Genomic DNA, 25142 nt, shown 5'->3' on the forward strand with positions numbered 1-25142 from the left:
TCGTACGACGGCTGCGTTTCTTACACTCATCGGGCGCAACCTGGACGCCCGGTTCCGTTGCTTAATCCCTTACGCAGCCAGAACGTGAATTGGATGCAGTTTCCATGTGCTCCGGGTTTTGGCAGTATCCGGTAACCCATCGCCTTCAAAAAAAAGAGAGAACCACTGTGACGCCACCTTCCACGCTAGACGCTTCCTTCCAGCAATGGCTTGAACAGGCCAAAGCGGCCGGACTTGAGGCCGATATTGCCCAGCAGCTGGCCAGGACGGCGGTGTGCAGCCCCTGGTTCGATGAGCTGCTGAGCGTCAGCGGCATGGCAGATGTTGCGCGATGGGTCACCGATCCGCAGCCACCCGGCGCTGACCTGGATGCGCTCAGCGCACACTGGCCACTGGGTGACCTGGACCTGGCCAAGGCCGACCTGCGCAATTGGCGCAACCGGCAAATGGCCCGTTTGATCGTGCAAGATGCCAATGGCCAGTCAACAGCTCGGAAAACCGCCCGGGCGGTGTCAGACCTGGCCGATATCGCCATCCGGTGTGCGGTGACCTATGCCGAGACTCACTGGACTGAACAATGGGGGGCACCGGCTCCGTCCCAGTTCGGCGAACCGCATCAAAGCCTGGTTGTGTTGGCCATGGGTAAACATGGTGCGCGGGAACTGAATTTGTCGTCGGACATTGATCTGATCTTCGCCTTTCCCAGCCAGGGAGAGGTGAGCAACGGGCGCAGCCACGAGGAATTTTTTACCCGGGTCGGGCGAACGGTTATCCAGTTGCTGGATACCCGTACCCCAGAGGGGTTTGTATTTCGGGTCGACATGAGGTTGCGACCCTGGGGTCAGAGCGGTGCTCTGGTCAGTAATTTTGCCGCCATGCACCATTACTACACCCATCAGGGCCGGGAGTGGGAGCGGTTTGCCATGGTCAAAGCGCGTCCGGTTACCGGTGCGCCGGCGGCACAGGCCGAGTTGGAGCAGGACCTGAAAGCCTTTGTCTATCGTCGCTACGTTGACTTTCACGCGCTGGGCGCACTGCGACGGCTGAAATCAATGATTCAGAAGGAGGTACGCCGACAGCAATTGGAAGACAACATCAAGCTGGGGCAGGGGGGGATCCGCGAGGTTGAATTTATCGCCCAGGCGTTTCAACTGATACGGGGCGGGCAAGACATTGCCTTGCAGGAGCGCGGTACCTGGCCAGTGTTGTCGATGCTGGCAGACGAAGGCTATTTGCCCCCCGACGTCAGCCGGGAGCTGACGGACGCTTACGGGTTTCTGCGCGATCTCGAGCACCGCATACAGGCGCTGCGCGATGAACAAACGCAGCGCCTGCCAAGGGATGATGCCGACCGGGCACGTTTGGCCTGGTCGATGGGGTTTGATTCGGTCGAGGCTCTGCTGGCGAAACTGGCGCATTATCGTGAGCGGGTGCATCACCATTTCCAGCAGGTGGTGGCTGAGGACGCCGAATCGTCCCGTGCCCTGAATCCGGACATGGTGGCCCTGTGGCGTGACGGGCAGTGCCCGTCGACGGATGGTGACAGCCGAGACACCGAGGCGGTGCTGGCCTTTCGCAATGAAGCTGCGGTGAAGCGCTTGCAAGGGCAGGCCCGCGACAACCTGGACCAAGTGATGCCCATGCTGCTGACCGAGTTGTCAGGCAATAACAGGCTGGCCAGCGGGTTCGAGGCATTGCGCCCGATTCTGGAGGCTATTCTGCGGCGATCGGTGTATTTCGTCCTGTTGGCCGAAAACCCGGACGCCCTGCGCCAGCTGTGCCGACTGGCGCCAGCGTCTCCGTGGATCGCTAACCTGTTCGCCCAGAAACCCTATTTGCTCGATGAGCTGTCCGACCCCGATAGCCTGTACCGCCTGCCGCAGCGTGGCGAACTGACCGATGACCTGCACCAGACGCTGCTGCGGGTGCCTGCGGACGATCTTGAACAGCAAATGGAAGTGCTGCGCCATTTTCGTCATGGCCGGGTATTGCGGGCGGCAGCCTGCGAAGTCGCTGCCATGCTGCCACTGATGAAAATTTCGGATTACCTGGCCTGGGTTGGCGAGGTTGTGGTTGAGCAGGCTCTGGCGCTCGCCTGGCAACAGATGGTCGACAAGCACGGGCGGCCCAGTCGCGATAATGGCGACTGGTGTGAACTCGATTTTGGCGTTGTCGCCTACGGCAAAATGGGTGGGCTGGAGCTGTCCTACGAATCGGATCTCGACCTGGTGTTTCTGCATCAGGCCTCGGCTCAGGGCGAAACCGAGGGCCCGAAGGTGATCGACAACGTGGTCTTTATGGCTCGGCTGGGGCAGCGGCTGATCCATCTGCTCAGCACCGCGACGCCGAGCGGAACCCTCTATGAAGTGGATACCCGACTGCGACCCTCTGGCAACTCCGGCCTGCTGGTGACCAGCCTGACGGCATTCGAGAAGTATCAGAACAGCAAGGCCTGGACCTGGGAGCACCAGGCACTGGTCAGGGCCCGGTTTATTGCGGGCGACCCGGAATTGCAAACGGCGTTTAACGCCGTCCGTCAGGATATTCTGCAACGACCCCGAGACCGCGAGACACTGCGCGAAGACGTGATTCAAATGCGCCGGAAAATGGTGGGGCACCTGTCCAGCCAGGCGCAGAAGGGCAAGGCGGATGAGGTGTTTCACATCAAGCAGGACCCGGGTGGCATTGTTGATCTGGAGTTTCTGGTGCAGTACCTGGTGCTGGCCTACGCCGACGACCACCCCGAAGTCGCCCGCTGGTCCGACAATGTGCGCTGCATCAAAGCCCTGCGCGAGGCGGGCGTACTGACCGGTGAACAGGCCGACCAGTGGCTCGATGCCTATCTGACGCTGCGCGAGCACACCCATCATGCGGTGTTGTCAGGAACCTCCACCACGGTACCGGTGGCGCAGATGACCCCCGAGCTGGCGCGGGTGCGCGAGCTGATTCGGGCACAGTGGCAGCACTGGCTTGGCGCCGAGTCGCCAGCCGAGCAGCCACCGCAGTGACCGGGTGTTGGCCGGGGTGTCAGGTGAGGAATACAGTGTTGATATCAATGCATGGTGTTCCGGGCCTTTGGCGCTAGAGTCCGGCTCTTAACTTGGCATACAATGAGGCATCGTCGCCCAAGGGCCGACGCCTCGACCACGGGCTTGAATCTGGCCCACAGCATTGGGAATTTGTAATGGCCGCATTTGGTACCGTATTCATGCCGCAAATGGCATTGGCTCAGTATGACAATGGCGCTTGGAGCCAGACCGAGATCGTTTCCTCCAATTCACTGACGCTGCATCCGGGCGCGCACGTACTGCACTATTCCAGTACCTGTTTCGAGGGCCTCAAGGCGTTCCGTCATGCCGACGGTTCGGTCAATATCTTCAGAATGGATGCCAACATTGAGCGCATGGCGCAAAGCAGCCAGTTGCTGAACTTGCCAGCCATCGACAAAGCTCAGTTGAAACAGATGATCATCGATATCGTCGCACGCTTCAAAGACGATGTGCCCGAAACGCCGGGGTCCATGTACATTCGGCCAACGCATATAGGCACCGAAGCGGCGATAGGCAAGGCCGCAGCTCCTACTGAGAGTTCACTGCTGTATGTGTTGCTATCGCCAGTCGGTGATTATTTTGCCGGCGGTGGCAAGGCACTGTCGCTCTTGCTGGAGGAAGACGGCATGCGCTGTGCGCCGCACATGGGCATGGTAAAAAGCGGCGGCAACTACGCCAGTGCGCTGGGCCCTATCCTGGCGGCCAAATCCCGTCACGATGCGGATCAGGTATTGTTTTGCCCGAACGGCGATGTTCAGGAAACCGGTGCGGCCAACTTCATTTTGATCGATGGCAACGAAATCATCACCAAGAGCCTCGACCGTTCCTTCCTGCACGGCATTACCCGCGATTCGATCCTGACTCTGGCTCGGGACCGGGGCATGACCGTCAGTGAACGCAGCCTGAGTGTGGACGAGCTGTTAGAACGCGCAGCCAAGCCAGGCACTGAGGCAGCGTTGTCGGGAACCGCCGCGGTATTGACGCCCGTGGGCACCCTGATTCGCGGTGAGCAGCGTTTTTCCGTCGGCTCGGGTGAGGCCGGTGAAACAACCCTTGCCCTGCGTAAAGCACTGAATCAGGTTCAATGGGGCGAGTCCGACGATCCGCACGGCTGGTTAACGCCGGTCAAATGACGGAATCTGTTCCGGGGGGTGAATGACCTCCCTGGTTGAGCGGAGCACTTACCAAAGTTTTACAACAGAACCGTTCAGGGTGATACAACAGGGCAGGGCCTGGAAGCCACGCCCCGGCGATGCTGACCGGAGTCAGTTGCCGAGTCGGGTCAGGTTGGACAGTTTGGGGTTGGGTTTTTTTGCCTTGCGCAGTAGCAGTGCGACCCGGCCGATGGACTGGATCAGGGTGGCGCCGGTTTGCTCGCAGGCAGATTGGATCAGGGCGTTTTTCTGATCGCGATCGGCGACATTGACTTTAATCTTGATCAGTTCGTGGTCGTTCAATGCGCGGTCGATCTCGGCCAGAACGGTTTCTGCCAGGCCTTTTTCGGCGATGGTTACCAGCGGGTTCAGATCGTGACCTATGGTACGGTAGCGTTTTCGTTGTTCCTGACTCAAACTCATGGGTGTCTCTCAGACTCTGTTGCTTGCAAAAAACAGCATTGTACTTTAGAACACCCTGCCAAACACAGCCCAACCGGGCAGTCAGCCGGGTAAGGCTGCAGATCAATCGGGATGATAGCCCGGTTGTTCTTGCATTTTAGTGACCGCACCCCATTATTTTGGTGTGTGAAAAGTCTGTGCCAGTTGGCATCAAAGGCTTGAGGGCAGGTCTTCTTCCGAACAGCCGGATAAGTCTGCTGATCGAATTTACGCGTAAATACCGGGCTGATATCACACCATCACGCCGGTGTTGCGCACCCGCCTCTGGCCACCCGAGGGTAGGCCGGGACGGAGACAAACGACCTATGCAGCCTGGCTGCCAACGAGGGTAAAAGTTGAACGATATGGCTAAAAATCTGGTTCTATGGCTGATTATCGCGGCGGTTCTGCTGGCCGTTTTTAACAATTTCGATACCACGGCCACCTCTGAAGAAATGAGCTACTCCCGCTTTGTACAGCAGGTAGAACAGGATCAGGTGCGGTCTGTGGTCTATCAGGGGCTGACCATTAACGGTGTTCGTCGTGACGGTTCAACCTTTGAGACCGTACGGCCGCCTTATGTCGACGATTCCGAACTGATCGACAACATGATCGAGCACAACGTCGAGGTGGAATCCAAGCAGCCGGAGCAGCAAAGCATCTGGTCCCAGTTGCTGGTGGCTGCCTTCCCGATTCTGATCATTCTTGCGGTGTTCATGTTCTTCATGCGCCAAATGCAGGGCGGAGCCGGTGGCGGCAAGGGCCCGATGAGTTTTGGCAAGAGCAAGGCCAAGATGCTGAGCGAAGATCAGATCAAGACCACCTTCGCCGACGTAGCGGGTGTTGAAGAGGCCAAGGAGGACGTCCAGGAACTGGTCGAATTCTTGCGCGACCCGGGCAAGTATCAGCGTCTGGGTGGCCGAATCCCTCGCGGTGTGCTGATGGTCGGTTCGCCCGGTACCGGTAAGACTCTGCTGGCTAAAGCCATTGCCGGTGAAGCCAAGGTGCCGTTCTTCTCGATTTCCGGCTCCGACTTTGTCGAAATGTTTGTTGGTGTGGGTGCATCGCGCGTACGTGACATGTTCGATCAGGCCAAGAAGCAAGCGCCCTGTATCATCTTTATCGACGAGATCGACGCCGTAGGTCGTTCACGTGGCGTTGGCATCGGTGGTGGGAACGATGAGCGCGAACAAACGCTGAACCAGTTACTGGTTGAGATGGACGGCTTTGAAGTGAACGATGGCATCATCGTCATCGCGGCCACCAACCGCCCCGATGTGCTTGACCCGGCGCTGCTGCGTCCCGGTCGGTTCGACCGCCAGGTCGTTGTGGCGTTGCCCGACGTACGTGGCCGCGAACAGATTCTTAAAGTCCACATGCGCAAGATTCCGGTCGGCGACGACGTCGATGCGTCGGTGATTGCTCGCGGTACACCCGGTTTCTCGGGTGCCGATCTGGCCAACCTGGCCAACGAAGCGGCGCTCTTTGCGGCCCGACTCAGCAAGCGCACCGTGTCGATGGAAGAATTCGACCGGGCGAAAGACAAGATCATGATGGGTGCCGAGCGCAAATCCATGGTCATGTCCGAGAAAGAAAAGATTAACACCGCCTATCACGAGTCTGGCCACGCCATTATTGGCCGGCTGGTCCCCGAGCACGACCCGGTCTATAAGGTCAGTATTATTCCGCGTGGCCGTGCCCTGGGTGTGACCATGTACCTGCCCGAGGAAGACCGGTACTCAATCAGCAAGCGTCAGCTGGAAAGCCAGATCTGCTCGCTGTATGGCGGCCGTATTGCCGAAGAAATGACCAACGGCAAGGAAGGGGTGACCACTGGTGCCTCCAATGACATTGAGCGGGCAACGCAACTGGCTCGCAACATGGTGACCAAATGGGGCCTTAGTGAGCTTGGCGCCCAGCAGTTTGAAGAAGAGCAGCAGGGGTATCTGGGCAGCCAGTCTTCCATGGCTCAGCTGTCTTCTGAGACTGCGCGCGCGGTTGATGCCGAGATCAAAAAGATTCTCGACCGGTGTTACAAAACCGCCAGCGAATTGCTTGAAGCCAATCGCGACAAGCTGGAAATGATGAAAGACGCGCTGATGCATTACGAGACCATCGATGCCGAGCAGATCAATGACATCATGAACGGCAACAAGCCAAGAGCGCCCAAAGGCTGGGACGATCGGGATTCAGGCGGTGGCAAGGCGGATTCAGGCGAGCCTGCTGATGCCGCAGCTGAAACCGCTCAGGACCAGGCGGATCTGGACCGGGACGGCCAGACCGAATAAGCCTCTGGCTCGGCAAAAATTTTGAAACGGCGCTCCGGCGCCGTTTTTTTATGTAAGCAATTGTTTAAAGGAGTCGCCGTCATGACAGGTACTCACGCCAGCGGGTCTGGTTGGTTATTTGGTGATCGCTCGCTGGATCTCAGCGTTACCCGGGTAATGGGCGTGGTGAACGTGACTCCCGACAGTTTTTCAGACGGTGGCCGGTTCATTAAAGCCGATGCGGCCCTGGCCCAGGCTCGGCGCCTGGTGTCGGCCGGTGCCAGTATTCTGGACGTGGGCGGCGAGAGCACTCGCCCGGGTGCCACTCCGGTCAGCGTACAGCAGGAGCTGGACCGGGTTGTGCCCGTGGTTGAGGCGTTGGCGCGAGACACCGAGGTGATCTTATCGGTCGATACCAGCACCCCGGAGGTCATGCGGGAGGCGGCGCGTGTCGGGGCGCACCTGATCAATGATGTCCGTGCCCTGTCTCGCGAAGGTGCCTTGCAGGCTGCGGTGGAGACTGGGCTATCGGTCTGTCTGATGCACATGCAGGGTCAGCCCGGCACGATGCAGATGAGCCCGGAATACGATGACGTGGTTGCTGAAGTTGAGCGTTACCTCGGTGAGCGTATTGGCGCTTGTGAGGCTGCAGGGCTGCAACGTCAGCAACTTTTGGTTGACCCGGGGTTTGGTTTTGGCAAGACACTGGGCCACAATCTCAGTTTACTGAAACATTTGCAGCGCTTTACCCGCTGGGGTTGCCCGGTGCTGGTAGGGTTGTCGCGCAAATCGATGATTGGCGATGTGCTGGGCAAGCCGGTCGATCAGCGCCTCTATGGCAGCCTCGCGGCTGCCGTCGCTGCGGCGATGAACGGCGCGTCCATCGTACGAGTGCATGATGTGGCGGAAACCGCAGATGCCATTGCCGTGATTAACGCTTTGCATCAGTCGGTGTAAAGCGGCGTCGCATTTTTAGGGGTAGCTATGGCAAAAGCGCCTTAACCAAGGAGATGAGTGAGTGAGTCAGGAAAAACAGTATTTTGGCACGGATGGCATACGGGGCCGGGTTGGAAGCGGCGCCATTACTCCTGAATTTCTATTGAAGCTGGGCTGGGCTGCTGGTCGGGTGTTCGCCAGCGAAGGGCACAGCAAGATACTGATCGGCAAAGACACCCGAATATCGGGTTATATGTTCGAGGCGGTTCTGGAAGCCGGCTTGTCGGCTGCCGGGTGCGATATCCTGCTGGTTGGGCCAATGCCAACGCCAGCCGTAGCCTATTTGACTCGCGCGTTTCATGCAGACGCGGGTATTGTCATTTCAGCCTCGCACAACCCCTATTACGACAATGGCATCAAGTTCTTCTCCGCAGACGGCACCAAGCTGCCCGATGACGTTGAGCTGGCCATCGAAGCCGAACTTGAAAAGGTGATGACCACGGCTGAGAGTCACTTGCTGGGTAAGGCCGTGCGCATCAACGATGCCGGTGGCCGCTATGTGGAGTTTTGTAAAAGTACCTCAGGCTACCTCAACCTGGATGGCCTGCATATCGTGCTCGATTGTGCCCACGGCGCTACCTACGATGTGGCCCCCAAAGTGTTTCGGGAGTTGGGCGCCAGGGTCAGCCTGGTTGGCGCCACGCCGGACGGCTTGAACATCAACAAGGGCGTAGGTTCAACCCACCCAGCCAGTCTGCAGCGAGCTGTGCTCGAGCAGGAGGCTGACCTGGGTATTGCCTTTGATGGCGATGGCGACCGGGTGTTGATGGTCGACAATGAAGGTGAGCTGGTCGATGGTGACGAGTTGCTGTATCTGCTTGCCATTCATCTTCACCGCCAGAATCGTCTGCAGGGGGGGGTAGTCGGTACGCTGATGACCAATCTGGGTCTTGAGGTGGCGCTCAGGAAAGAGGGCATCGAGCTGGTTCGGGCACAGGTGGGTGATCGCTATGTAATGGAGCAGCTGCACCAGCGCGATTGGGTGTTGGGGGGCGAAAATTCCGGACACCTGGTGTGCAAGCATGTTACTACCACGGGGGATGGCATTGTCGCCGCTTTGCAGGTGCTGTGCGCCTTGCAGGCCGCCGACCAGACGCTGTCGCAGGCCAAATCCGGCATGCGCAAATACCCTCAGGTCATGATCAATGTGCAAATGCCGAACAAGATGGATGTTCAGGCGTTGCCTGAAGTACAGGCCGAGCTGGATGTGCAGGCCGGGGTGTTGGGCGATGCCGGTCGCATACTGCTGCGTCCATCCGGTACTGAACCGCTGGTACGGGTCATGGTTGAAGGGGAAGACATTGGCCAGGTAAAACGCAGTTGTGAGCGGTTGGCCGGTGTTGTCAAGGCGGCGGTCGAGGCTGCAACGGTATAATTTGCCGGAAAAAGTAACCCCAATTCCACAGAATGTCGCGCTCAGCCACTGGGGTTTATGGGGTAAGCTGTTGTTTTAACCCCGTTTTTCCCAAACAGCCTGTTGCTCGGCTGGTGGAAAGGCAGTACACTCTGCGCCCGATTTAAGGAGGTCAGGCATGCGACGCAAACTGGTAGCCGCAAACTGGAAGATGAATGGCGACAAGGCTGCTAACAGCGCTTTGTTGACGGCATTTGTACAGGGAATCGATACCGCAGCGGTCGATGCTGTTGTGTTTCCTCCTGCTGTTTACCTGGATCAGGTAGCGTCGGCCGTCGCCGGCAGTGGCATTCGATATGGTATTCAGAATGTCCATGCTGCTGAGAAAGGGGCCTATACCGGTGAGATTTCACTGGGAATGGTGAAGGATTTTGGGGCCGACTACGTTTTGGTGGGCCACTCCGAGCGCCGTGAGCTCTTCGCTGAGAGCGACAGCGTTGTCGCCGGGAAGGTCCAGGCAGCTCTGGCTGCTGGTGTAGTGCCGATGCTTTGCGTCGGCGAGACGCTCGCCGAGCGCGAAGCTGATCAGACGGAAGCCGTCGTCGGTCGCCAGTTGCAGGCGGTATTGGATGTCGTTGGCATCGAAGCGTTTGCGACGATCGTTGTTGCTTATGAGCCCGTTTGGGCAATAGGCACCGGTAAGACCGCTTCGCCCGAACAGGCTCAGGCGGTACATGCGTTTATTCGAGGTTTATTGGCGCAGGCGTCCGAGTCTGTTGCCGGGAAGTGCCGGGTGCTCTATGGCGGCAGTGTTAAGGCGTCCAGTGCACAGGAATTGTTTCAGCAACCCGACATTGATGGCGGGCTGGTAGGGGGAGCATCACTGCTCGCCGACGAGTTTGTTGCGATCTGTCAGGCTGCGAAAGGGGTTTAACGAATGGCTATCGAAAATTTGGTGTTGGTGGTTCATGTTCTGCTGGGTCTGGGTGTTGTCGGTTTCGTACTGATCCAGCGTGGCAAGGGCGCCGATGCAGGGGCCTCCTTTGGTGGCGGTGCCTCGCAAACCGTGTTCGGCAGTGGTGGCAGTGCCAACTTCCTGACCCGTACCACCGCCATATTGGCGACCGGTTTCTTTTTGACCAGTTTTGGTTTGGCGTACATTGCCAAGCAAAAAGCCGAAGGTCTTGATGATCTGGGATTGGATATTCCTGCGGTTGAGCAAACCGAGGAAGCGCCAGTCGCACCCGAACAGAATACTTTGGATATACCGGCCGAGTAAGGAATAGCCCGGCCGGGGAGCGCTTTTGCCGACGTGGTGGAATTGGTAGACACGCCATCTTGAGGGGGTGGTGGGCTTATGCCCGTGCTAGTTCGAGTCTAGTCGTCGGCACCACTTAAAAGGCCTGTGCGAGCAGGCCTTTTTCTTTTTGGGGGACTTTCCGGGCTTTGCCTTGAAAGTCGGGCGGGGCATCCCTATAATGCCGCCGCCTGAGGAGTGTGAATTCCTCGAGGTTCTATGAAGGTTTATTGCGGGGTGGAGCAGTCTGGTAGCTCGTCGGGCTCCCTATCCTGCAAAAGCTGAAGGGAGTCACCGACCTTCGGTTTATGAGTCCGACCCGGTTGGTCTCAGAATAGTAAGGTGACACAGGTTTATTGCGGGGTGGAGCAGTCTGGTAGCTCGTCGGGCTCATAACCCGAAGGTCGTAGGTTCAAATCCTGCCCCCGCTACCATATTCAGGTGAAGCAGCCGTATATCATTGGCGCTCACCGAACAACATACAAGGATAGGTATGTTGTAGGGTCTGCAGACCCTCGGAAGCCAGAGGGCCTTCCGACTCATAGACTGGTCTGCGAGACCACGACTTGAAGCCCCTCCTAGCAGGGGCTTTTTGTTAGCAGGCCGGTCGGTTTTCCGTAGAGCTTTGTGTTTTGAGGCTCACCTGCGTGAACCGCACGAGTGCGGAACCGTTGGGATCTCAGTGTTATCGATCTGGGCCTGCGGAGCCAACGGAAGGCGTTGGTTCCAAAGTTGCCCTTTTTTTGGCTCTGAAAAAGTCAGTTAAGGGCACGACAACATCGAATAGACGTCAGTGGCTGCGCCACTGGCAACAGTCAGGCCCGGCAGCCGGGCTCACAGAGGGGTTTGAATGGCAAAGGTCGACGAACTGAATGCAATGCTGGAACCGGTAATTACTGGTCTGGGGTTTGTATTCTGGGGTCTGGAGTTCTCAGCACAGGGCAAACACAGCACCCTGCGCGTGTACATTGACCACGAAGAGGGGATCAATGTGGATCAGTGCGCGGAAGTGAGCCGCCAGATCAGCGCGGTGATGGATGTTGAAGACCCGATCAGTCAGAACTACACCCTGGAGGTTTCCTCCCCGGGTATGGATCGTCCTTTGTTCAGTCTGGAGCAGTTTTCAGCGTATCTGGGTGAGTGGGTTCAGGTGCGTTTGCGTGCGCCGTTTGAAGGGCGTCGTAAATTCAAAGGTGTGCTGTCCGCAATAGAGGATCAGGACATCTGCGTGACCGTTGATGGTATGGACTATTTGTTGCCGATCGAAAGCATCGACAAAGCCAACCTGATACCGAACTTTGACAAGCAATAAACCGATTAACCGAAAGGAAAGCCCGGTCAACCGCCCGGCAAACAAGAGGCTGAGACGATGAGTAAAGAAATTCTCCTGGTCGTGGACGCAGTAGCGAATGAGAAAGGTGTGTCCCGAGAGGTCATCTTTGATGCCATGGAGCTGGCCCTGGCAGCCGCTGCCAAGAAGCGCTTCGACGAAGATGAAGAAGGCGAGATCGACATTCACGTTGTGATCGACCGCAAGACCGGTGAGTACCAGACCTTTCGTCGCTGGACTGTGATGGGCAATGATGGCGTTCCAACCCTGGGTTGTGAATGGACCACTCAGGAAGCCCATGAAGTCGACAAGACATTGCAAGAGGGTGACACCTACGAAGAGGTGATCGAGAACGCTGAATTTGGCCGCATCAGCGCTCAGGCAGCGAAGCAGATCATCGTACAGAAAGTGCGTGAAGCCGAGCGGGCAAAAATTGTTGAGCAATACCGTGAGCGTGTTGGTGAAATGGTGCTGGGCACGGTCAAGAAAGTGACTCGTGACAACATTATTGTCGACCTGGGCAACAACGCTGAAGCTGTCATGCCGCGTGAATCTGTGATCGGGCGTGAAACCTTCCGCATCGGTGACCGGGTGCGCGCTGTGCTGCAGGACATTCGTGCTGAAGGCCGTGGCCCGCAGCTTGAACTGAGCCGCGCCAGCAACGACATGCTGATCGAACTGTTCCGCATTGAAGTGCCGGAAATTCAGGAAGAAGTGATCGAAATTCGCGGATGTGCCCGTGACCCTGGCTCTCGCGCGAAGATCGCGGTGAAAACCAATGACGGTCGTATCGACCCGGTGGGTGCCTGTGTCGGTATGCGTGGTTCGCGTGTACAAGCGGTATCGAACGAACTGAACAATGAGCGTGTCGACATCATTTTGTGGGACGACAATCCGGCCCAACTGGTGATTAACGCCATGGCACCGGCTGAAGTTGCCTCCATCGTGATGGATGAAGATACCAACACCATGGATGTCGCGGTTGCGGCCGACAACCTGGCCATTGCGATTGGCCGCAGTGGACAGAACGTAAGGCTTGCCAGTGAACTGACTGGCTGGGTGATCAACGTGATGACCGAGGAAGAAGCCGACGAGAAACAGGAAGAGGAAGCCGGTCGCCTGGTTACCTATTTTGAAGAGAAGCTGGATGTCGATGAAGACATTGCTGCCATTCTGGCAGAAGAAGGCTTCACCACACTGGAAGAGGTCGCTTACGTACCTCTAGAGGAAATGCTTGGCATTGAAGGGTTCGACGAAAACATCGTGACCGAACTGCGTCAGCGTGCAAAAGACATGTTACTGACGCTGGAACTGGCGAGTGAAGAGCAACTGGATTCCGCAACACCCAGTGACGACTTGCTGAGCCTGGACGGCATGGATGAGCATCTGGCCCGCCTGTTGGCGAGCAAAGGCATCGCCACGATGGAAGATCTAGCGGAACAGAGTATTGATGACCTGATGGACATCGATGATATGGACGAGGAACGGGCTGGCCGATTGATTATGGCAGCACGGGCACCTTGGTTTGAGAATGAGTAATCACGGGTAGGAGGAATCCATGGCAGAAGTCACCGTTAAACAACTGGCGGAAAGCGTTGGTACACCCGTTGATCGTTTATTGAAACAAATGAGCGATGCTGGTCTGCCGCAAAAGTCTGAGGGCGAAGCGGTTAATGATGACCAGAAGCAGACACTGTTGACGTATTTGAAAACAAGTCACGGTGAAGACAGCGGAGCCCCCAAGAAGATCACGTTGAAGCGCAAGGTCACCACTACATTGAAGACCAGTGGTGGTGGTCGTGGCAAGACGGTCAATATCGAAGTGCGCAAGAAGCGTACTTACATGAAGCGCGATGCCGTTGAAGGCAGCGGCGATGCAGCACCGACTGAAGCGGCGGCCCCAGTGACGACTGCCGATACGTCGGCCAGTCGTCGTGCCGAAGAAGACGCGAAGCTTGAAGCAGCACGGGCACGTGCTGCCGAAGAGAAGGCGCGCGAGGAAGCGGCGAAACGCGAAGCTGAAAAGGCACGCACTTCAAAAGTACAGCCGAAGAAAGTTGAGGAAGAGGTTGATCCGCAACTGGCGGTGGCGGACGCCGAGGCCAAAATGGCCAAGGAAGACCGCACCACCGACAAGAAAAAGCACAAGACGGCTGAACGCCCGATGCGGGTGGACGATGGCCCGGCAGCAGACAGCCGCAAGGCCGGTCACAAAAAGGGCGGCAAGAAAGCGGAAGTGGCGCAGCGCGTTAACACCGGTCGTGGCGGCAACAAGCATCAGCAAATGCTGTCGGCCCTGGACGATGGAGATGGCATGGGTCGTCGCCGTCGCGCCAAGCGTGGTGGTAACAAGAAGCGCGATCACCAGTTTGAGCGTCCGACCGCACCCGTAGTGCGCGAAGTGCAACTGGGTGAAGCCATTACCGTGGCTGAGCTGGCCAGTCAGATGTCGGTTAAGGCCGCTGAAGTGGTTAAGATCCTGTTCAAGATGGGCGTCATGGTGACGGTTAACCAGGCCATCGATCAGGACACCGCGATTCTGGTGATCGAGGAAATGGGGCACAAGTATACCGTGGTGAATGAAAACGCCATGGAAGACGATGTGATGGAGGTCAGCTACAGCGGTGAAGAGTCACCTCGCGCACCTGTTGTAACCGTCATGGGTCACGTTGACCACGGTAAGACAAGCTTACTCGACCATATTCGTCGTACTCGTGTTGCATCCGGTGAGTCTGGTGGTATTACCCAGCATATTGGGGCATACCATGTTGAAACTGACAAAGGCATGATTACTTTCCTGGACACTCCTGGTCACGCGGCCTTTACCGCTATGCGTGCCCGCGGCGCCAAGGCAACGGACGTGGTGATTTTGGTTGTCGCCGCAGACGACGGTGTGATGCCGCAGACCGAAGAGGCGGTTCAACACGCCCGCGCTGCCGGTGTTCCTCTGATCGTGGCCATCAACAAGATGGACAAGGAAGCGGCTGACCCGGACCGGGTGATCAACGAGCTGTCACAGCGCGATGTGATCCCTGAGTCCTGGGGTGGTGACACCCAGTTCGTTCAGGTGTCGGCGCATACCGGTCAGGGCATCGACGAGCTGCTCGACGCGGTTCTGTTGCAGGCCGAAGTGCTTGAGCTGAAAGCACACCACGAAGGCCCGGGTAAGGGTACTGTCGTGGAATCGAGCCTCGACAAGGGCCGTGGCGCTGTTGCCACCGTTCTGGTTCAGTCTGGTCGTCTGAAGAAAGGCGATGTGGTTCTGGCCGGTACTTTCTACGGTAAAGTGCGTGCTTTGTTGGATGAAACCGGCAAACAGATCGAGGAAGCTGGTCCGTCTATTCCGGTCGAGATTCTCGGCTTGAATGGTACGCCGGATGCCGGTGACGAGTTTGTGGTCTCTGAAAGCGAACGTTCGGCACGTGAAGTTGCTGAGATGCGCTCCATGCGCACCAAGGAATCGGCACATGCCCAGCAGCAGGCGGCGAAACTCGACGCTCTGTTCCAGGGTATGGGTTCTGAAGACAAGAAAGTGCTGAACGTGGTACTGAAGACCGACGTTCGCGGCTCACTCGAAGCCCTGACTGCTTCATTGCAGAAACTGGGCAACGAAGAAGTGAAGGTGAACGTGATTGCCAGCGGTGTGGGCGCGATTTCTGAGTCCGATGCCAACCTGGCGATTACCTCGCAGGCGGTTGTCTTCGGTTTCAACGTGCGCGCCACTGGTAAAGCCCGGACAGTGATCGAGCAGGCAGGTCTGGATCTGCGTTACTACAACGTGATCTATAACCTGATCGACGATGTCAAAGCCGCACTGAACGGTCTGTTGTCGCCGGATCTGCGTGAAGAGATTGTCGGCCTGGCTGAAGTACGTGATGTCTTCAACTCGCCCAAGTTCGGGCAAGTGGCCGGCTGTATGGTCATCGAAGGCACCATGCACCGCAGCAAGCGCATTCGTGTATTGCGTGACGAAGTGGTCATCTATGAAGGCGAGCTGGAATCCCTGCGTCGCTTCAAAGACGATGTCCAGGAAGTTCGTCAGGGCATGGAATGCGGTATTGGCGTCAAGAACTACAATGACGTTAAAGCCGGTGACAAGATCGAAGTCTTTGATGTTAAGGAATTTGCGCGCACCATCGATGATTAATGCGTCTTGAGTTCCTGACAACCCCGGCTTGTCCGGGGTTGTTTGCTTTATAGAGTCAAGTTTCGGCGCTCGGTTTTGGTTTGGTGCCAAAGGCTCGTGCCAGCCACCGGGTGTACCGATCCGGGGTCGGCGTTAACCCATCCATGGGGCCTAGGCCGCAACATCCATGTTGCGGACTACCCCGGATAGGTACACCCGACAGCTGGCACTTGGTTTGGTGCGAGCGCCGAAACTTGAGTTATAAACCGAGTTATTTCCCCTATTTGCAAGAGGGCCAAATCATGGCCAAAGAAAACAGTCGTATCCGGCGTATTGCCGACCAGATGCAGCGTGACCTGTCGGTGATTATCCAGCAGGAAGTGAAGGACCCGCGCCTCGGCATGGTGACCCTGAACGACGTTAAGGTCAGCAAGGATTTGTCCTACGCCGACATCTATTTTACCTGCATGGTATTCGGCGAAAGTGCCGAAGCCGATATCGAACGCAGTGAGCAGGAAGCCGTGCTGAACAAGGCCTCAGGCTTTTTACGCACGATACTGGCACGCGAACTCAAACTGCGGGTTATGCCGCTGCTGCGCTTTCACTACGACCCAACACTGGAGTCGGGTGCGCGCCTGTCCGGCCTGATCAACGAAGCCGTGCGTCAGGATAAAGCCAGAAACATCGACGACGGTGCTGATGATGACTCTTCAGACGAGCCGTCTTCAGATAAAGACCCGTCCTGATTCATGGCACGTCGCAGAAAAGGACGCGCCATCGACGGCGTCATCTTGCTGGACAAGCCATCGGACTGGTCTTCAAACGGTGTGCTGCAAAAGGTGCGTTGGTTGTTCCAGGCGCAAAAAGCCGGTCACACCGGTGCGCTGGACCCGTTGGCAACGGGTCTGTTGCCCCTCTGCCTGGGTGAAGCGACAAAATTTACCCGTTTTTTACTGGAAGCCGATAAGGCCTATCGAGCGGTTGCCAAACTGGGCGAACGCACCGATACCCTTGATGCCGAAGGCGAAATCACCGAAACCCGCCCGGTGCCCGAACTCGATGTTGCTGAGGTAGAGGCGCTGCTGGCAGAGCGCTTTACCGGCGATATCGAACAGNAACCCGCCCGGTGCCCGAACTCGATGTTGCTGAGGTAGAGGCGCTGCTGGCAGAGCGCTTTACCGGCGATATCGAACAGATTCCCCCCATGTATTCTGCGCTCAAGCGGGATGGCAAAAAGCTCTATGAGCTGGCCCGTGAAGGCAAGCACATAGAGCTGGAGCCCCGGCCAGTGACCATTTTCAGTCTGACGCTGGTCAGCCTGACGAATGATGAGCTGGTACTGGACGTGCACTGCTCCAAAGGTACCTACATTCGCACCCTGGTCGATGATATTGGCCAGGCTCTGGGCTGCGGCGCACACATCACGGCGCTACGACGCACCAAGCACGGCCAGTTCTCACTGGACAACGCCGTGCCGCTGGATGCGCTGATCAGCGAACAGGAAGCAAAGGGCCCCGAAGCCCTCGACCGGCACCTCTTCAGCCTCGACGACCTGCTTGTCGACCTGCCTGTCACCACCCTTACCGAAGGCCAGACACGGCGCTTCAGCCACGGCAACCCGGTCAGCGATGGCCTGGACCTTAAGCCAGGGCAATATCGCGTCAAAGACGACGACAGTGGTCGTTTTCTTGGTGTGGGAGAGGTGGTGGCTGATAGTCTTCTACAACCATTACGGTTGGTCGCCAGCGGATCATAGAGCAGGTGAGTAAAGCCACCAAAGACGAGCGGAGGGTGTCGGTTATGCCTCTGTGGGGGAGTCCACAACATGGACTAAAACGCCAGGAGCGTTTTAGCATGAGCGCAGCGAGCCCGAAGGGTGAATCCCATGGATGGGATTCATATCTTGTGGTCTAGGCCCCATGGACGGGTCCACGCCGACCCCACAGAGGCATAACCGGCAGCCTCCGCGGACCACAGCTACAGAACTGTCCCAGCCACGGCACCGCTTTGTTCCTGGTGAAGTGTCATGTATAATCCCGCCCGGTTTCGGCCTTTGCGGCCGGGGCTGGAATGTCACTGTTAATATGCACGGTGGCCATTTCACATTGACGCATATTCGTGGAGAGTTTGTACCATGGCATTGACTGTCGAGCAAAAAGCAGAATTGGTAAAAGAATTTGGTGGCAGCGAGAGCGACACCGGTTCACCCGAAGTCCAGGTTGCCCTGCTGACCAAGAACATTGAAGGTCTGCAGAGCCACTTTAAAGAGCACGGTAAAGATCACCACTCGCGTCGTGGTCTGATTCGTATGGTCAACCAGCGTCGTAAGCTGCTGGATTACCTGAAGCGCAAAGACGTTTCCCGTTACGCCAGCCTGATCAAGCGTCTCGGTCTGCGTCGCTAAGCGTAAGCTTCGTGTTTCAAGGGCTCCTGTCAGGGGCCCTTGTCATTTCTGCACTGTGCTCCCTGTTTGCCTCGCAGGTTGCTAGACTCCCCCTTGCTGTTGACTGGTCTGCTGGTGCCTGGCACCTGTCGCATGGCCAAATGGCAGTGAAACATCAGGACAACCGTGAACAACGATATCTTCCCAGTGCCGGGTACACCCCGCCTGAGGAGCTTCTATCACTGGGCTTTGCCGCGCTGTTGAAGCGCCACCGTAAAGCCCAGTGATAGAAGCATCGTTGGGATCGGCGTCCATTTGACAATGATCGATCATAAGGAGACTCCATTGAGTCATTTAACACCCAAATCACACAGCTTCGAGTTTGGTGGCAAAACCGTCACCCTGGAAACCAACCGCGTCGCCCGTCAGGCTACCGGTGCCGTTCTGTGTACCATCGATGAGACCGTTGTTCTGGCTACCGTGGTTGCCGTTAAAGAAGCCCGTCCTGACCAGCCGTTTTTCCCGCTGTCAGTGCATTATCAGGAAAAATACTACGCTGCCGGTAAAATTCCCGGCGGTTACCTGAAGCGTGAAGGCCGCCCGTCAGAGAAAGAGACGCTGACCTCGCGTCTGATCGACCGTCCGATTCGTCCGCTGTTCCCCAAAGGCTTTATGAACGAAGTTCAGGTTGTGCTGAACGTCGTCTCTGCCAACAAGGAAGATGATCCGGATATCTGTGCCATGTTGGCCACCTCTGCGGCCCTGGCCATCTCCGGAGTGCCTTTTGCCGGTCCGATCGGCGCGGCACGCGTCGGTTATACCGATGACGACGGGTATCTGCTGAACCCGACTTACACCCAGCTGAAAACCTCACGCCTGAACATGGTCGTAGCCGGTACCAAAGATGCCGTACTGATGGTTGAATCCGAAGCCGATGAGCTGACTGAAGACCAGATGCTGGGCGCGGTGCTGTTCGCCCATGAAGAATACCAGAAGGCCGTTTCCGCCATTGAAGCCTTCGCGGCTGAAAACGGCAAGCCTAAGTGGGAGTTCACCCCTGCGGCCGAAAAGACTGATCTGATCGAGCAGATCAGCAGCCAGTATGGTACCCGCATTGCCGATGCCTACCAGGTGTCTGACAAGATGGAACGTTATGGCGTGCTGTCGGCATTGAAAGCCGAGGTCGTTGAAGCACTGGCCGGTGACGAAGAAGGTCAGCCTTCCGCCGATGATGTCAAAGGTGTGTTCGCCAAGATCGAGAAGCAACTGGTTCGCGCCCGCATCGTTAAGGGTGAGCCGCGTATCGATGGCCGCGACAACAAAACCGTACGTCCGATCGAAGTCGAAGTCGGCGTTCTGCCAAGTGCTCACGGTTCGGCGCTGTTTACGCGTGGTGAAACCCAGGCACTGGTCGCCGTTACACTCGGCACCCTGCGTGACGGCAAGATGGAAGACATGCTGCACGGCACCATGACCGACAACTTCATGTTCCACTACAACTTCCCTCCGTTCAGCGTAGGTGAAGCAGGTCGCATGGGCGGCGTAGGCCGTCGTGAGATTGGTCACGGTCGTCTGGCCAAGCGCGGCATTTTGTCGCTGGTGCCGAACGAAGAGACGTTCCCCTACGCCATGCGTGTCGTGTCTGAGATCACTGAATCGAACGGTTCATCGTCAATGGCCTCTGTGTGTGGTGCCTCTCTGGCGATGATGGACGCTGGTGTACCCATCAAGCGTCCGGTGGCCGGTATTGCCATGGGCCTGGTCAAGGAAGGTGATGACTTTGCCGTCCTGACCGACATTTTGGGCGATGAAGACCACCTCGGTGACATGGACTTTAAAGTCGCGGGTACCGATGTTGGTGTGACTGCCTTGCAAATGGACATCAAGATTCAGGGCATTACCGAGCAGATCATGGAGATCGCTCTGGAGCAGGCACATGCAGCCCGCACCCACATTCTGGGTGAAATGGCGCATGTGATCTCCAGCTCGCGTACTGAGCTGTCTGACAACGCCCCGACTATGGATACGATGAAAGTCGATACCGACAAGATCCGTGACGTGATCGGCAAGGGTGGCGCAACCATTCGCGCCATCGTTGAAGAAACCGGTGCCCAGGTCGACATTCAGGACGACGGCACCGTGCGTCTGTATGCCCCGACCAAAGAGTCTGCCCTGGCGGCACGCAACAAGATCCTGTCGATTGTGACCGAGCCAGAGCCCGGTTCTGTCTACCAGGGCAAGGTCGTGCGGATCGCTGATTTCGGCGCATTCGTGCAGTTCCTGCCGGGTAAGGATGGTTTGGTGCACATCTCCCAGATCGCCGATCGCCGCATTGCCAAGGTGACTGACGAGATCAACGAAGGCGATACCGTCATCGTCAAGATTCTCGATGTCGACAACCGTGGCCGGGTCAAGCTGTCCATGCGTGAAGTGACTGCCGAAGAGAAGGCGGGCTTCGAAGACGCTGACGCGGTCATTGTTGAAGAATAACCACCGGCTTAATTAAGCCCAATGCAAAAGCCCCGACTGGTTCGGGGCTTTTTTATGGGTGAATGCGCCTGGCAAGCGCCGCCCTGACGAAGCGACGGCCCGGTGTAAAGCCGTTTAAGGCGGTTGCGCACCGGCTCATCCAGTGGTTGAATGTCGGAACTATGACATCAGCAACGAGCCCCGACATGGACACGCCCCGGTTCTGGGTGCACCACCCTGACTCAACCCAGGCTGCAGTGCATCTTGCGCTGCAATGGCTTGCGTTCGTCTACCCCACCAGTGAAATGCACCTGGAAGCCACCCTGCGAGAAGCTCTACCCTATACCGACGACGAATTAAATCAGCGCTGGCGCATCTTCCTCGAAGAAAAGGACATCGACGATCATGTGCAGGCCCTGCAATGGCTGTCGTCTACGCTGTCGAAAGAACAACTGCCTTTTCTGATCGAAAGTTGCTGGCGACTGTTGCTGGTCAATCATGACCTGCCCAGTCATGTACCCCTGGCACTGCGGTTGCTTGGCCGGGTTCTGAAAGTGCCTGAATTTCATATCCTCGATATTGGCAAAAAAGTTCAAAAAGAACTTGAACAGCAGCCTGCCGAAGGGACACTCGCCCCACTGCTTCCTGAAGATCCGCGTTATCTTGATCGAATCGAATGGCGCTTGTACGGCATGAGCGACCCAATTCGGCGGACCAGTAATGTTGACGATGGCAGACGCGGCGGCGGTTTCCGGCTAGCCAGCGCCTTTGTCGCCGGTTTGTTGGTGGGTGCGGGCAGCCTGGCGTTTCTGGTCTGGGGGCCGCCGCAGCTGGGGCGTGAGCCGGTCCCGAGAATGTCGCATCAGGGTGCGCCATTACCCGCGACTAGCCCGGCCGCCTCTGCGGAAGAGCCCGAAGGAAGCCTGGCGTCCGAATCGGTGCTGGGTGCCAGCACGCTGGATCAGTCAACCTTGCCGGAGGCAAGCTCTGATCAGGCGACTTCGCTAACGCCACCAGAGGATGAACCTGTCGGGGAGGAAGACGTTGCCGTTGTCAGCGCCCCTGAGGAAACCGTCTTGGCACCCGATGGTGACGCGTCGCCGCAGAGTCTGGCGTCACAATCGGAACCGGAAACCGTGCCAAGTACGGACTCAGCCACTGAACCGGTCATTGATGAGCCTGACGTTCTGATGCAAGTAACCGCGTCGATTTTGAACGTGCGTGAGGCACCCTCCACTGAGTCTGATGTCATCATCAAGCTGGGAGAGGGTGCACGGGTTTGGATGGAGCCTGAAGGCTCCCAGGGGACCTGGAACCGGATTCGGGTCGAGGGCCGCGTGGGTTATGCCAGCAGCCGATTCATGGAACCCGTAAACTGAGCTCGAGTACGGCTTGAAGCCCAGTGAAAGAACGAACACCGATCGGTTAGGCGGTCGCGGCGCCAGTTAAGACACTATGCCGGCAACGTGACCGTCACGCCAAGCTCGTCCAGCCGCTGGCGGCTGTGTTCCCGGTACCGTTCCCTCACCTCTGAACCCGGTGGTTTCTCAAGATAGTAGGCCAGCTTGTAGGCGACCGGCGCCTCAACACCGGCCTGTTCGAGTGTGTTGACCAGGCTCAGTTCCGCACTGGTGTCCGGGTCGGGCAGGGCGATGGCCGGTTCGCTGACCTCCAGCTCGTCGCCGCGCGCCACCTGATTTACCCTTTCCTGATACGCCTTTTCAAACGGTGGCCAGCTGTGACGCTCGGCTTCTGTGCGCATTCTGAAAAAACCGACATCCCGCGCCGCCAGGTGCACGGCCGCATGCGACCAGCGCCGGTTGGCCGGTGAGTGACTGTTTTGGCAAGCCTCCAGGTAGGCATCGCGAATGCCTGGCAACCCCAGGGCTTCAGGCTGAGGTTGCAGAAGCTGAACAAAGTCAGCAATGGTCGGAGGCCAGGCAAATTCGAGTTTGCAGCGTTCCAGAGCGTACTCCACCAGATGCGCTGGTGTTCCGGCCAGGCTGTAGGCCCATTCCCGTTTGGCCAGTGCCAGGGTCGATTCATCGCCGTAGGCGCTCTCGAACTTGTGGGTATAGATATGGTGGAAGCGGGCGAAAATCATGTTGACCAGCAGTTTGGTTTCGTGGTCGAGCGCGCCGCCGCTACCAGTCGGTGTCCCGGATGTTGCGGAGAGCTTCCCGGACTTTAGCCCGTTTTTCGCGAGCAGGGTTTGCAGGCTCTTGGGTGTGTTGTTGGGTTCGCTCATGTCGGCCCTTGTTGTTCAGTTGATCGTGCCAGGAACGCTGGACCCAGTTCAGGAAACGGACATCCCAGCTGAATTCGGCTCTGTCTTTGTCCTGATAATACTGTCTGAATTTTGGCAGTTCCGCCAATGCATAGGTCAGTGGAATATCGTGAAACGAGAGCAACCCGGGAAATTCGGGGCCGGGCTCCCAGTCTGCATGCATGCGGGTGCGTTCGGCGCGCACGGAGTTCATGTCGGGTTTTTCGGGCTTCAGATAGGCCAGATCATCCTGCATCTGATTGCGGCGCCGGGCATCGTTCATGCCTGGCTGCGGCGCGCTGCCCGTGTCTGGCGCAGGAGCCGTCCGGTTCATGCTTCTAACCGGAACCCGTTCGACCGGTATGGCCTCTGCCGGATTGGCGTCCGTTCCCGCATCAGGCCAGGGTTCGGGTGGCACCAGGCTGTCGTCGAGGTCTTCCAGGTGCACATGCCAGGGGTCTTCGTTATGCACAGTCAGCAGCCCCTGTGCCTGAACCCGGCGCAATACGGCACTGAGCTGGGCGCTGCTCCAGAAGGGTAGCAGCTGCTGTCGATGGTGTTCGGTCAGGGTGACCCGTGACCCGAGCAGCAGGGCCATTTCCGTCAGGAGTTGGTACAATAGCGCCTCTTCCAATCCCAGGGTTTCCGCCAGGGCGGGAGAGACCACTAATACTTTCTCAGGGATCACACAGAGTCCTCAATGGTTAAAGCCGTCACCGGGATTAGTGCGCCGCGGTCAGTTGGGCGGTCCCGATGTCGGTTAAATGCAGACTGGCCAGTCTAGCACTGGCACCCCCCGGGCGGGAATGACTTATCGGCTATAGCGGACGAATCCATTGCAGGATAACCTGCGGCAGCTATTGGCAGGTGGCATTGGGTCGCGCCGGCCACCGGGGTTGCCCCAGTGGGGTCGGGCGGGATGCCGCCCACTCAATCCATCCGTGGAGCCTAGGCCGCAGGATATGAATCCCTTCTATGGGATTCACCCTTTGGGCTCGCTTCGCTCATGCTAAAACGCTCCTGGCGTTTTAGTCCATGCTGCGGACTCCCCCACTGAGGCAACCCCGGTAGCCGTCGCTTGCTGCTGGGGTAAACTCTGCATCAGTTCATAAACAAGGCGTTGCAATGACCGATCTTCTCAGTATTCACAATCTGGTGAAACGCTACAAACAGCTTACGGCCGTTGATGGCATCAGTTTTTCAGTGGCCAAGGGTCAATGCTTCGGGCTTCTGGGGCCGAACGGTGCGGGTAAGACCACCACCATTGAAATGATGGAAGGCATCAGCAAACCCACGTCGGGCGAAGTGAGGCTCTTTGGCGAACCGGCATCACGCAAGGCGTTCGAGCGGGTGGGTATTCAGTTTCAGAATACGGCCCTGCAGGACTATCTGACAGTAGCCGAGACCTTGAAGCTGTTTGCTGCTTTCTATACGAAAACCATTGATCGGGATGAGCTGGTCGAGCTGTGTTCACTTGGTGAGTTTCTCAACCGGGATGCGCGCAAATTGTCGGGTGGCCAGCGTCAGCGCTTGTTGCTGGCGTTGGCGCTGATTAACGATCCGGATCTGGTGTTTCTGGATGAGCCGACGACCGGGCTGGATCCGCAGTCGCGCCGGAATTTTTGGGAGCTGGTGCAAGCCATTAAGCGCCGTGGCAAGACCATTGTGCTGACCACGCATTATATGGACGAGGCGGAAACCCTCTGCGATGACATTGCCATTATGGATCAGGGGCGCATTGTCGAGCGCGGGTCTCCGGCGCAGTTGCTGGATCGCCATTTTGAGGGCGTTATGGTGCACTTGCCCGCCTCGGCGGTCGACGGGAAGACATTGCCCTTTGACATGCTGATAAACCGGGAGCGGGTCGAGATTCAGACAACCGCGGTGGACGCCACGGTACGCCAGCTTGCCGACGCTCAGGTTTCGCTGACAGGGTTGCAGGTTAAAAGCCCCAATCTGGACGATCTTTTTCTTAAACTCACCGGCCATGCCCTACGCGCCTGATCATA

Annotated in this window: 20 protein-coding genes and 2 tRNA genes; 19 read left to right on the top strand and 3 right to left on the bottom strand. The window is 57.5% G+C overall.

The window, feature by feature from the left end:
• The first annotated feature begins 167 nt into the window (after positions 1–167).
• Together glnE and EP166_RS20260 are read left to right on the top strand one after the other, a co-directional pair.
• Positions 168–3008 (top strand): bifunctional [glutamate--ammonia ligase]-adenylyl-L-tyrosine phosphorylase/[glutamate--ammonia-ligase] adenylyltransferase, encoded by a 2841-nt coding sequence (gene glnE / locus EP166_RS20255; RefSeq protein ID WP_164744037.1) that lies wholly within the window; start codon positions 168–170, stop codon positions 3006–3008.
• Positions 3009–3184: 176 nt separating this feature from the next.
• Positions 3185–4183 (top strand): branched-chain amino acid aminotransferase, encoded by a 999-nt coding sequence (locus EP166_RS20260; protein WP_127560549.1) that lies wholly within the window; start codon positions 3185–3187, stop codon positions 4181–4183.
• 132 nt (positions 4184–4315) lie between these two features.
• On the opposite strand, the gene EP166_RS20265 is transcribed toward EP166_RS20260, so the two are convergent.
• Positions 4316–4627, bottom strand: a complete 312-nt coding sequence (locus EP166_RS20265) for a YhbY family RNA-binding protein (RefSeq protein WP_127560551.1) — start codon at positions 4625–4627, stop codon at positions 4316–4318.
• Positions 4628–5010: 383 nt separating this feature from the next.
• On the opposite strand from EP166_RS20265, the gene ftsH reads away from it, so the two are divergent.
• From ftsH to EP166_RS20340, 16 genes are all read left to right on the top strand, one after another.
• Entirely contained in the window at positions 5011–6933 is a 1923-nt protein-coding gene (gene ftsH / locus EP166_RS20270) for an ATP-dependent zinc metalloprotease FtsH (RefSeq protein ID WP_127560553.1), read from the top strand.
• 81 nt (positions 6934–7014) lie between these two features.
• Complete coding sequence (gene folP, locus EP166_RS20275) at positions 7015–7869, top strand: dihydropteroate synthase (protein WP_127560555.1); 855 nt, start codon at positions 7015–7017, stop codon at positions 7867–7869.
• Positions 7870–7930: 61 nt separating this feature from the next.
• A complete protein-coding gene (gene glmM, locus EP166_RS20280) occupies positions 7931–9283 on the top strand; it encodes a phosphoglucosamine mutase (protein ID WP_127560557.1) in 1353 nt (450 codons plus the stop codon).
• A 157-nt stretch (positions 9284–9440) separates the two neighbouring features.
• A complete protein-coding gene (tpiA, locus tag EP166_RS20285; RefSeq protein ID WP_127560559.1) occupies positions 9441–10196 on the top strand; it encodes a triose-phosphate isomerase in 756 nt (251 codons plus the stop codon).
• Between the two features lie 3 nt (positions 10197–10199).
• A complete protein-coding gene (gene secG, locus EP166_RS20290) occupies positions 10200–10541 on the top strand; it encodes a preprotein translocase subunit SecG (protein ID WP_181952738.1) in 342 nt (113 codons plus the stop codon).
• A gap of 27 nt (positions 10542–10568) precedes the next feature.
• Positions 10569–10655 (top strand) — tRNA-Leu (locus tag EP166_RS20295).
• Positions 10656–10916: 261 nt separating this feature from the next.
• Positions 10917–10993 (top strand) — tRNA-Met (locus tag EP166_RS20300).
• Positions 10994–11409: 416 nt separating this feature from the next.
• Positions 11410–11871 carry a ribosome maturation factor RimP gene (rimP, locus tag EP166_RS20305; protein ID WP_127560561.1) on the top strand — a complete coding sequence of 154 codons (462 nt, stop codon included), beginning with the start codon at positions 11410–11412 and terminating at the stop codon, positions 11869–11871.
• A gap of 57 nt (positions 11872–11928) precedes the next feature.
• Positions 11929–13428 carry a transcription termination factor NusA gene (gene nusA / locus EP166_RS20310; protein ID WP_127560563.1) on the top strand — a complete coding sequence of 500 codons (1500 nt, stop codon included), beginning with the start codon at positions 11929–11931 and terminating at the stop codon, positions 13426–13428.
• A 19-nt stretch (positions 13429–13447) separates the two neighbouring features.
• A complete protein-coding gene (gene infB / locus EP166_RS20315; RefSeq protein ID WP_127560565.1) occupies positions 13448–16036 on the top strand; it encodes a translation initiation factor IF-2 in 2589 nt (862 codons plus the stop codon).
• 281 nt (positions 16037–16317) lie between these two features.
• A complete protein-coding gene (gene rbfA, locus EP166_RS20320; RefSeq protein ID WP_127560567.1) occupies positions 16318–16761 on the top strand; it encodes a 30S ribosome-binding factor RbfA in 444 nt (147 codons plus the stop codon).
• Positions 16762–16764: 3 nt separating this feature from the next.
• Entirely contained in the window at positions 16765–17169 is a 405-nt protein-coding gene (locus tag EP166_RS21715) for a hypothetical protein (RefSeq protein ID WP_342775664.1), read from the top strand.
• Positions 17142–17771 (top strand): tRNA pseudouridine synthase B, encoded by a 630-nt coding sequence (locus EP166_RS21720; RefSeq protein WP_342775665.1) that lies wholly within the window; start codon positions 17142–17144, stop codon positions 17769–17771. Before EP166_RS21715 ends, EP166_RS21720 begins: the two co-directional genes overlap by 28 nt.
• A 378-nt stretch (positions 17772–18149) precedes the next feature.
• The gene (gene rpsO, locus EP166_RS20330; RefSeq protein ID WP_127560569.1) at positions 18150–18419 is read left to right on the top strand and encodes a 30S ribosomal protein S15; all 270 of its coding nucleotides are present in this window, start codon (positions 18150–18152) and stop codon (positions 18417–18419) included.
• Between the two features lie 324 nt (positions 18420–18743).
• Entirely contained in the window at positions 18744–20888 is a 2145-nt protein-coding gene (gene pnp / locus EP166_RS20335) for a polyribonucleotide nucleotidyltransferase (protein WP_246026364.1), read from the top strand.
• 161 nt (positions 20889–21049) lie between these two features.
• Positions 21050–22246 carry an SH3 domain-containing protein gene (locus EP166_RS20340; RefSeq protein WP_127560573.1) on the top strand — a complete coding sequence of 399 codons (1197 nt, stop codon included), beginning with the start codon at positions 21050–21052 and terminating at the stop codon, positions 22244–22246.
• Between the two features lie 74 nt (positions 22247–22320).
• Here the strand turns inward: EP166_RS20340 and EP166_RS20345 are convergent, their stop codons facing one another.
• Positions 22321–23115: a replication protein P gene (locus tag EP166_RS20345; protein ID WP_127560575.1), complete on the bottom strand. Its 795-nt coding sequence runs from the start codon at positions 23113–23115 to the stop codon at positions 22321–22323.
• Positions 23012–23800 (bottom strand): DnaT-like ssDNA-binding domain-containing protein, encoded by a 789-nt coding sequence (locus tag EP166_RS20350; protein WP_164744038.1) that lies wholly within the window; start codon positions 23798–23800, stop codon positions 23012–23014. The genes EP166_RS20345 and EP166_RS20350 overlap by 104 nt, the downstream gene beginning before the upstream one ends.
• A 458-nt stretch (positions 23801–24258) precedes the next feature.
• Between EP166_RS20350 and EP166_RS20355 the strand changes: the two genes are divergently transcribed.
• Complete coding sequence (locus EP166_RS20355) at positions 24259–25137, top strand: ABC transporter ATP-binding protein (protein ID WP_127560579.1); 879 nt, start codon at positions 24259–24261, stop codon at positions 25135–25137.
• Positions 25138–25142 lie beyond the last annotated feature (5 nt).

The sequence above is a fragment of the Saccharospirillum alexandrii genome (assembly GCF_004000275.1).
GTDB lineage: Bacteria > Pseudomonadota > Gammaproteobacteria > Pseudomonadales > Natronospirillaceae > Saccharospirillum > Saccharospirillum alexandrii.